8 protein-coding genes are annotated in these 8128 nt (G+C 62.9%); 5 read left to right on the top strand and 3 right to left on the bottom strand.

Going from position 1 to position 8128, the window contains the following annotated elements; genetic code table 11:
- Together EOC93_RS30575 and ppa are read left to right on the top strand one after the other, a co-directional pair.
- Window positions 1–319, top strand: a 319-nt coding sequence (locus EOC93_RS30575) for a GNAT family N-acetyltransferase (RefSeq protein ID WP_245461588.1), incomplete at its 5' end; no start/stop codon positions are given.
- 112 nt (window positions 320–431) lie between these two features.
- Window positions 432–965 carry an inorganic diphosphatase gene (gene ppa, locus EOC93_RS30570; RefSeq protein ID WP_095487639.1) on the top strand — a complete coding sequence of 178 codons (534 nt, stop codon included), beginning with the start codon at window positions 432–434 and terminating at the stop codon, window positions 963–965.
- Window positions 966–1028: 63 nt separating this feature from the next.
- On the opposite strand, the gene EOC93_RS30565 is transcribed toward ppa, so the two are convergent.
- Entirely contained in the window at window positions 1029–1622 is a 594-nt protein-coding gene (locus EOC93_RS30565) for a hypothetical protein (protein ID WP_095487637.1), read from the bottom strand.
- Between the two features lie 44 nt (window positions 1623–1666).
- Window positions 1667–2272: a TetR/AcrR family transcriptional regulator gene (locus EOC93_RS30560; RefSeq protein ID WP_126104454.1), complete on the bottom strand. Its 606-nt coding sequence runs from the start codon at window positions 2270–2272 to the stop codon at window positions 1667–1669.
- Between the two features lie 82 nt (window positions 2273–2354).
- Between EOC93_RS30560 and EOC93_RS30555 the strand changes: the two genes are divergently transcribed.
- A complete protein-coding gene (locus EOC93_RS30555) occupies window positions 2355–3638 on the top strand; it encodes an MFS transporter (protein ID WP_126104455.1) in 1284 nt (427 codons plus the stop codon).
- A 275-nt stretch (window positions 3639–3913) separates the two neighbouring features.
- On the top strand, window positions 3914–5488 hold the full coding sequence (locus EOC93_RS30550) for an alkaline phosphatase (protein WP_127206484.1): 1575 nt from the start codon (window positions 3914–3916) through the stop codon (window positions 5486–5488).
- A 102-nt stretch (window positions 5489–5590) separates the two neighbouring features.
- Here EOC93_RS30550 and EOC93_RS30545 read toward each other — a convergent pair whose 3' ends face one another.
- Window positions 5591–5872 carry a hypothetical protein gene (locus EOC93_RS30545; protein WP_095487629.1) on the bottom strand — a complete coding sequence of 94 codons (282 nt, stop codon included), beginning with the start codon at window positions 5870–5872 and terminating at the stop codon, window positions 5591–5593.
- A gap of 200 nt (window positions 5873–6072) precedes the next feature.
- Between EOC93_RS30545 and typA the strand changes: the two genes are divergently transcribed.
- The gene (typA, locus tag EOC93_RS30540) at window positions 6073–7902 is read left to right on the top strand and encodes a translational GTPase TypA (protein ID WP_127206483.1); all 1830 of its coding nucleotides are present in this window, start codon (window positions 6073–6075) and stop codon (window positions 7900–7902) included.
- The last annotated feature ends 226 nt before the right edge of the window (window positions 7903–8128 follow it).

Genomic DNA, 8128 nt, shown 5'->3' with positions numbered 1-8128 from the left:
GGTCGTCGAGATCGGCGGCAAGATCGCCGGCTATGCCACCATCGGCAAGAACCGCGCCCGCGAGCTCAAGCAGCAGGGCGAGATCTACGAACTTTACGTGCGCCCGGAATATCAGGGCATCGGGCTCGGCAGCCGCCTTTTCTCAGCCGCACGGGCGCGACTGGCTGACCACGGGCTGAAAGGCATGGTGGTGTGGGCGCTGGAGGACAATCAGAACGCGCTCACCTTCTATGCCGGCGCCGGCGGCCGCGACGTCGCCGAGGGTGTCGAGGTCTTCGAGCAGAAGGCGCTGAAGAAGGTCGCCTTCGTCTGGGAATGACGGCTCGACACTCCTCTCGCTAACACCCTCAGCTGTTTTCAGTACCATTCGCCGCATTGCACCATGCGCCCCCGCCCGCTATCGGTTTCCAATCGAAAGAGGGACAAAAGCCATGCGTATCGAAGCCATAGCCATCGGAAAGAACCCGCCGGAGGACGTCAACGTCATCATCGAGGTGCCGATCGGCGGCGAGCCGATCAAGTACGAGATGGACAAGGAGGCCGGCACGCTGTTCGTCGACCGCTTCCTGCATACCTCGATGCGCTATCCCGGCAACTACGGCTTCGTGCCGCACACGCTGTCGGGTGACGGCGACCCGATCGACGTGCTGGTCTGCAACACGCGCGCGCTGGTGCCAGGCTGCGTCATCAATGTGCGGCCGATCGGCGTGCTGGTGATGGAGGACAATTCCGGCCAGGACGAGAAGGTCATCGCGGTGCCTTCGCCCAAGCTGACGCTACGCTATCAGAACGTCACCGAATACACGCAGCTGCCGGACATCACGCGTGACCAGGTGCAGCATTTCTTCGAGCACTACAAGGATCTCGAACCCGGCAAATGGGTCAAGATCGAGGGCTGGCACGATGCCGCCTACGCCAAGAAGATGATCGTCGAGGCGATCGAGCGGGCGAAGAAAAGCAAGTAGGCCACCGGCGTACCCGTCGGAACTAGGCTTCTTTTAGTTCGAGCATGATTTTCGGGGTCATGCTCAATTGTCGACGCGGCCGAAAGCGGGCACGTCGCCGATCATCGCGCGCTTGTCCTTGCCGCAGGCAAAGCTGCGTGCCTTCTCGTCAGCGAGCTTGCGCGCCTCATCGTTGGCTGCGGGATTGCCGGTGGCCAGCACCAGTCCGACGGTGCAGCCCTCATACTTCTCCGGCTGGGCGACCTTGGCGACGATCAGCACGTCGGTCGGTTTGTTCTCCCCCTCGGGATCGCTGATCGAGCGACGGTGGATGACCGCGAAGGGAATGGCGAGGTCGCCGTTCGTCTCGATGCGCCACTCGAGCTTTGGTCCAGCCGAATTAAGCCCGACAAAACTTTCCCAGACCGTGGTCATGTCGCTGGGCGGAAAACCATAGAACAGCGATTCCCGGGCGTCGTCGTAAGAGATCAGCACTGGGTACCCGCGATAGCCCGAACAGACGAGACTGGCCCAGTCGCCATCGCCTTCCTCGGCCTGCGCATAAGTCACGCAGTCCTTCTTCGAGTCGAGATCGGTGTAGGCACTGGAAATGTCGCCGGCCTGGGCGGTCTGGCAGAGGCCGGCGAGGGCTAGCGAAATCATCAAAAGGGCTCGCATCGCAGGCAACTCCGTTTCGGGCTGCCGTAGCGTATCGTCAAACGCTATTTCTGCAAGCTCGCTTCGATCAGCAGGTCGGCGTTCCGGGCCACCGATTTTGCCGGTCCGCCGGCACCGAACAGCTGGCCGCTGATATAGGCGCCCTCGATCAGGAGCAGCAGCCCGTCGCCCAGCGTGTCGGCGTCGCCGGCACCCATTGCCGCCGCCATGGCGCGCAGGCGTCGTCGCAGTTCCTGCTTGTTGGCCTCGCTCACCACGCGGGCCGGATGGCCGTGCTCGGGATACTCGACCGCCGCATTGGTCATGCCGCAGCCGCGATAGTCTGGTCTTTGCGTGCGCTTGCCGATGCGGGTCAGGAATGCGGCGATCTGCGCGCGCGGATCGCCGGGATGGGCAGCCACTGCCTCGTCGAAGCGGGCCCAGAACTCGAGGTCGTATTGCCGCAGATAGGACGCGGCCAATTCGTCCTTGGAGGGAAAGCTGCGATAGAGGCTGGGCTTGGTGACGCCGGCACGCCGCACGATCTCGTCGACGCCGATCGCCCTGATGCCTTGCCGGTAGAACAGGTCGCGGGCAACGCGAAGGATTTTTTCGCCGGCGCGGGGCGGTGTCACTTCATCCGCTTTGATCGTTGGTTCAATGCTTTTCATTTTGGATGTGCCGTGGCCTGCTTGACAATGTTACCGGTCGGTACGTATACCTCGGTGTAACTGCAACGTACCGGTCAGTAACATGATAGCTCAATCCCGCCCGTTTGGCCAGCGCTACGCTTTCGTCGTGGTTGCCGTCATTTTCCTTTGCCTGCTGATCGCGGCGGGCCTGCGGTCGGCGCCGGCCGTCATGATGCTGCCGCTGGAGGAGAGTTTCGGCTGGCGGCGCGATGTCGTCTCGCTCGCCGCGGCCATCGGCATCTTCCTCTACGGCCTAACCGGGCCGTTTGCCGCGGCACTGATGGAACGGGTCGGGCTGCGCCGCACGCTGCTGGCATCGCTGGTGGTGATGTCGGGCTCGACGGCGCTCAGCCTGTTGATGACCGAGCCGTGGCACCTGCTTCTCACCTGGGGCGTATTCTCCGGCGTCGGTTCGGGCGCGGTCGCCACGGTGCTTGGCGCCACCATCGTCAACCGCTGGTTCAAAACCAATCGCGGCCTGGTGATGGGACTGATGTCGGCCTCCGCCGCCACCGGCCTGCTGGTGTTCCTGCCACTGCTCGCAGCGCTCGCCCAGTCGGGCGGCTGGAAGCCGGTCGCCATCGCCATTGCGGTGGCCACCGCTTGCCTGGTGCCGCTGGTCTGGCTGCTGGTGCCGGAGCGTCCAGCTTCGATCGGCATGGTGCGCTACGGTGCTGACGCCGACGACGTGCCGCCGGTTCCGCCGGCCTCGCAGGGCAATTTTCTCACCCACACGCTCAGCACGCTGCGCCGTGCCGCCGGCACCCGCGTGTTCTGGTATCTGTTCGCCACCTTCTTCATCTGCGGCTTCACCACCAATGGCCTGGTCGGCACGCACCTGATCGCGTTTTGCGGCGACATGGGCATCGGCCAAGTGCAAGCTGCCGGCCTGCTGTCGCTGATGGGCATCTTCGACCTGATCGGCACGACGCTGTCGGGCTGGCTCACCGACCGCTTCGACCCGCGCAAGCTGCTCGGCGTCTATTATGGCATTCGCGGCCTGTCGCTGATCTATCTGCCTTATTCCGGCTTCTCGTCGACCAGCCTGATCATCTTCGCCGTGCTCTACGGATTGGACTGGATCGCAACCGTGCCGCCGACGCTCAGGCTGTCAAACGAGGCGTTCGGTGATCGTAGTGGACCGATCGTCTTTGGTTGGATCGTCGCCGGCCATCAGGTGGGTGCGGCGACCGCCGCCTTCTTCGGCGGCACGATGCGCGAATTGCAGGGCAATTACGAGCTCGCCTTCCTCATCGCCGGCATGACGGCAATAGCCGCAGCCTGCATCTCGCTGTTGATCAACACCAGCCGTCCGGCCTTCAACCCGGAACCGCAGGCGGCTTGAGCTGCGACGGCCGAGCGCTAATCTCCCCCCTTGAGGGGGAGATGGCCGCGACGCGGCCAGAGGGGGTCGGTCCGACCGGGCTCGGCCCCTTATCGCAGACGCAGGAGGTTGGCGCTTCACGCGAGACGACCCCCTCTGTCGCCTTCGGCGACATCTCCCCCTCAAGGGGGGAGATCACCTGTCCATTGTTATCAAACCTTCATGGTTTCGAGATGTGCCTGAAACATTGACGCTGGACCTTGGCGGCGACGTTCAACGCCATCCAGGAGACAGCCATGAACAAAATTTCGATGACGCGGCGCGCTTTCGTCACGTCGGCGAGCGCCGTTGGCCTCATCGGCGCCTCGGGCCTCGCGCTGCCCTACTATTCCCGCGCCAATCAGCGGCCGGCCTTCACCCATGGTGTCCAGTCAGGCGACGTCGACGCCACCAGTGGCATGGTCTGGACGCGCACCGATCGCCCGTCGCGCGTCGTGTTTGAAGTCTCCTCGACGGAGAATTTCGCCAACGCCGTCCGCCTTGCGCCGCTCGATACGTCGCCGGCCAGCGATTACACGGTAAAACGGCTGCTCACCGACCTCGCCTCGGATCAGGATATATTCTACCGCATGACAGCGGCCGATCTCGCCGACATCAACGCCGTCTCCGAGCCGATCGTCGGCCGCTTCCGCACGGCGCCGGCCTCGAAGCGTGACATCCGGTTCGCCTGGTCGGGCGATACCGCCGGCCAGGGTTGGGGCATCGACGACACCGGCATGAAGACCTATGCCACGATCGGCAAGCACACGCCCGACTTCTTCCTGCATTCCGGCGACACCATCTACGCCGACGGCGCGATGAAGGACGAGGTCGACATTCCCGGTGGCGGCAAGTGGAAGAACACCGTCCTCATCGACGAAAAGCGCAAGGTTGCCGAGACGCTGGACGAGTACCGGGGCCAGTGGAAATACAATTTGATGGACGGACATGTGCTGGGGCTCAACGCCATCTGCCCGACCTTCTACCAGTGGGACGACCACGAGGTGGTGAACAACTGGTCGGATTCGAAGGACCTGAGCGCCGACGACCGCTACTCGGAAAAAAACATCCATGTGCTGGCGGCACGCGCGGCACGCGCCTTCCACGAGATGACGACGATCCGCTACGAGCCGTCGGAACCGGGCCGCGTCTATCGCAAGATCGCCTACGGGCCGCTGCTCGACGTGTTCTTCCTCGACATGCGTTCCTATCGCGGCGCCAATGGCCTTGGCATGCAGGATACGATGACCCCGCAATCGCGCATTCTCGGCGAACAGCAGACCAAATGGCTGAAGCGCGAACTGGCAAACTCCAACGCGACCTGGAAAATCATCGCCGCCGACATGCCGCTCGGTCTCGTCGTCTGGAACGACGCCACCAAGAAGGCCGGCGCCGAGGCCGTCAGCAATGGCGACAATGGCCCGGCCAAGGGCCGCGAGCTGGAAATTGCCGACCTCCTTCGCTACATAAAGAACGCTGGTATCAGCAACACCGTCTGGCTGACCGCCGACGTGCACTACACGGCGGCCCACTACTACAATCCAGACAAGGCGCAGTTCCAGGACTTCAATCCGTTCTGGGAGTTCGTCTCGGGTCCGCTCCATGCCGGCACGTATGGACCCAATGATTTCGACATGACCTTCGGCCCGGAGCTGAAATTCATCAAGGCGCCAACTGCCGAGCAGGGGCAGAACCTGCCACCGTCGGCCGGCCTGCAGTTCTTCGGCCTCGTCGATATCGACGGCGCCACTGAACAGATGACTGTGCGGCTTATGGACCGCGACGACAATGAACTCTACAAGGTCGCGCTCGATCCGGTGCGATCGGCGTGAGCCAAACCATGATCCCGAAAAGTGGGAACCGGTTTTCGGAGAAGATCATGGTCAAACAAGAAGATAGAGCCCCATCCCGATTCTGTCGGGATGGATCAGGCTCTAGTCCGGATAGCAGACGGTTGGAATCTTAGGCCAGACCGCGCTGTCGCAGCCGGCATTTTCCTGCCTCTGCTTGAAGGCGGCGCTAACCGGCCCGGTCACTACCGGGTCGACGCCATCGGGCGCATCGGCAAACAACTGCTCCGCCGAACGCGTATCGGACGGCAGGGCAGGCGGCGTCTCCTTCAGCGTCGCGGCCGACTGCGCCGCGCCTGCCGCAAGCAGAACGGCGAGGGCTGCCCATGCAAGGATTGGCCGGTATCTGATGCCCGTATTGGTCATGAAATTTGAACTGTCCCGACCCTGAAAGGTTCCGCTTTGGTTAATAATTTCATTTCACACCAAGACGCTTAAGATTTGGTGACCATGTATTTGGTGGCACGCCTCCTCTTTCGCAATTGCGAAAAACCCTGTATGAGCCGCCCAACCGAAAGAGGCAGCGCCTTTTGGCCTGCTGCCTGCAACGCTCCCGAGACCACAACATGAAAATTCGTAATATCGCGATCATCGCGCACGTCGACCATGGAAAAACCACCCTCGTCGACCAGCTCCTGAAGCAGTCCGGCTCGTTCCGCGACAACCAGCGCGTCGCCGAACGCGCCATGGATTCGAACGATCTCGAAAAAGAACGCGGCATCACCATCCTGGCCAAGGCGACGTCGGTCGACTGGAAGGATACCCGCATCAACATCGTCGACACCCCCGGCCACGCCGATTTCGGCGGCGAGGTGGAGCGCATCCTGTCGATGGTGGATTCGGCCATCGTGCTGGTCGACGCCGCCGAAGGGCCGATGCCACAGACCAAATTCGTCGTCGGCAAGGCGCTCAAGGTCGGGTTGAAGCCGATCGTCGTCATCAACAAGATCGACCGGCCGGACGCCCGCCATGTCGAGGTGGTCAACGAAGTGTTCGACCTGTTTGCAGCGCTCGACGCGACCGACGAGCAACTCGACTTCCCGATCCTTTACGGTTCAGGCCGCGACGGCTGGGTCTCGGAAAACCCCGAAGGGCCGAAGGACCAGGGCCTCTCGCCGCTGTTCGACCTCGTCATCAAGCACGTGCCGGCGCCGACCGTTCATCCCGGCCCGTTCCGGATGATCGGCACCATCCTGGAGGCCAATCCGTTCCTCGGCCGCATCATCACCGGCCGCATCGAATCCGGCACGCTGAAATCCAACCAGGCGGTCAAGGTGCTGCACCATGACGGCACCCAGGTCGAAACCGGCCGCATCTCGAAGATCCTGGCTTTCCGCGGGCTCGAGCGCCAGCCGATCGACGAGGCGCAGGCGGGCGACATCGTCGCCATTGCCGGCCTGTCGAAAGGAACCGTCGCCGACACGTTCTGCGACCTGTCGGTGACCGAGCCGCTGCATGCGCAGCCGATCGATCCGCCGACCGTGACGATGTCGTTCCTCGTCAACGACAGCCCGTTGGCTGGCACCGAAGGCGACAAGGTGACCAGCCGCGTCATCCGCGACCGCCTGCTGCGCGAGGCCGAAGGCAATGTCGCGCTGAAGATCGAGGAATCGCCTGATAAGGATTCGTTCTTCGTCTCCGGGCGAGGCGAATTGCAGCTTGCCGTGCTGATCGAGACGATGCGCCGCGAAGGTTTTGAGATTGCCGTGTCGCGTCCGCGCGTCGTCATGCAGAAAGGCGACAATGGCGAATTGCTGGAGCCGGTCGAGGAAGTCGTTATCGACGTCGACGAGGAGCACGCCGGTGTCGTCGTGCAGAAGATGTCGGAGCGCAAGGCCGAGATGGTCGAGCTGCGCCCGTCAGGCGGCAACCGCCAGCGCATCGTCTTCCACGCGCCGACGCGCGGCCTGATCGGCTACCAGTCGGAGCTGTTGACCGACACGCGCGGCACCGCTGTCATGAACCGGCTGTTCCATGCCTACGAGCCCTACAAGGGCGAGCTGCCGGGCCGCACCAACGGCGTGCTGATCTCCAATGAACAGGGTGAATCGGTCGCCTATGCCATGTGGAACCTGGAAGACCGCGGCCCGATGGTCATCGATCCGGGCGTCAAAGTCTATCAGGGCATGATCATCGGCATCCATTCACGCGACAACGACCTCGAAGTGAACGTGCTGAAGGGCAAGAAGCTGACCAACATCCGCGCCGCCGGCAAGGACGAAGCCGTGAAACTGACGCCGCCGATCCGCATGACGCTGGAACGCGCGCTGGCCTGGATCCAGGACGACGAGCTGGTCGAGGTGACGCCGAAGACCATCCGCCTGCGCAAGCTCTATCTCGACCCGAACGAGCGCAAGCGTTTTGAGAAGTCGGCGAAAGTGGTCGGCGCGGCGTAAGCTTTTTTCTCCGGAAACAATTATCGAGGGAGGGAGTGTTGCTCCCTCCCTTTTTTACCCGCCGGCGGCCGAGATGATGGCGTCGCGGTCGGTTTCGCCGGCCAGATCGATGCGGATCGCCGTTCCCGCGCGTGCCGGCTTGCGTAAGGCTTTGGCCCCGTCCGGACCAACGACCAGCAATCGCTTCTCGTCCCAGGCCTGAAGCCGCGATCGCGAGATGCCGAGT

Origin of the sequence: Mesorhizobium sp. M6A.T.Ce.TU.002.03.1.1 (genome assembly GCF_003997275.1) — a bacterium.
GTDB classification, from domain to species: domain Bacteria; phylum Pseudomonadota; class Alphaproteobacteria; order Rhizobiales; family Rhizobiaceae; genus Mesorhizobium; species Mesorhizobium mediterraneum.
The sequence above is the reverse complement of the archived record's forward strand: the minus strand, read 5'-3'. Positions and strand labels throughout refer to the sequence as shown.

Coding starts and splice junctions, on each gene's coding strand:
- ppa (WP_095487639.1), top strand. CDS start 432: ATGCGTATCGAAGCCATAGCCATCGGAAAGAACCCGCCGGAGGACGTC.
- EOC93_RS30555 (WP_126104455.1), top strand. CDS start 2,355: ATGATAGCTCAATCCCGCCCGTTTGGCCAGCGCTACGCTTTCGTCGTG.
- EOC93_RS30545 (WP_095487629.1), bottom strand. CDS start 5,872: ATGACCAATACGGGCATCAGATACCGGCCAATCCTTGCATGGGCAGCC.
- EOC93_RS30560 (WP_126104454.1), bottom strand. CDS start 2,272: ATGAAAAGCATTGAACCAACGATCAAAGCGGATGAAGTGACACCGCCC.
- typA (WP_127206483.1), top strand. CDS start 6,073: ATGAAAATTCGTAATATCGCGATCATCGCGCACGTCGACCATGGAAAA.
- EOC93_RS30565 (WP_095487637.1), bottom strand. CDS start 1,622: ATGCGAGCCCTTTTGATGATTTCGCTAGCCCTCGCCGGCCTCTGCCAG.
- EOC93_RS30550 (WP_127206484.1), top strand. CDS start 3,914: ATGAACAAAATTTCGATGACGCGGCGCGCTTTCGTCACGTCGGCGAGC.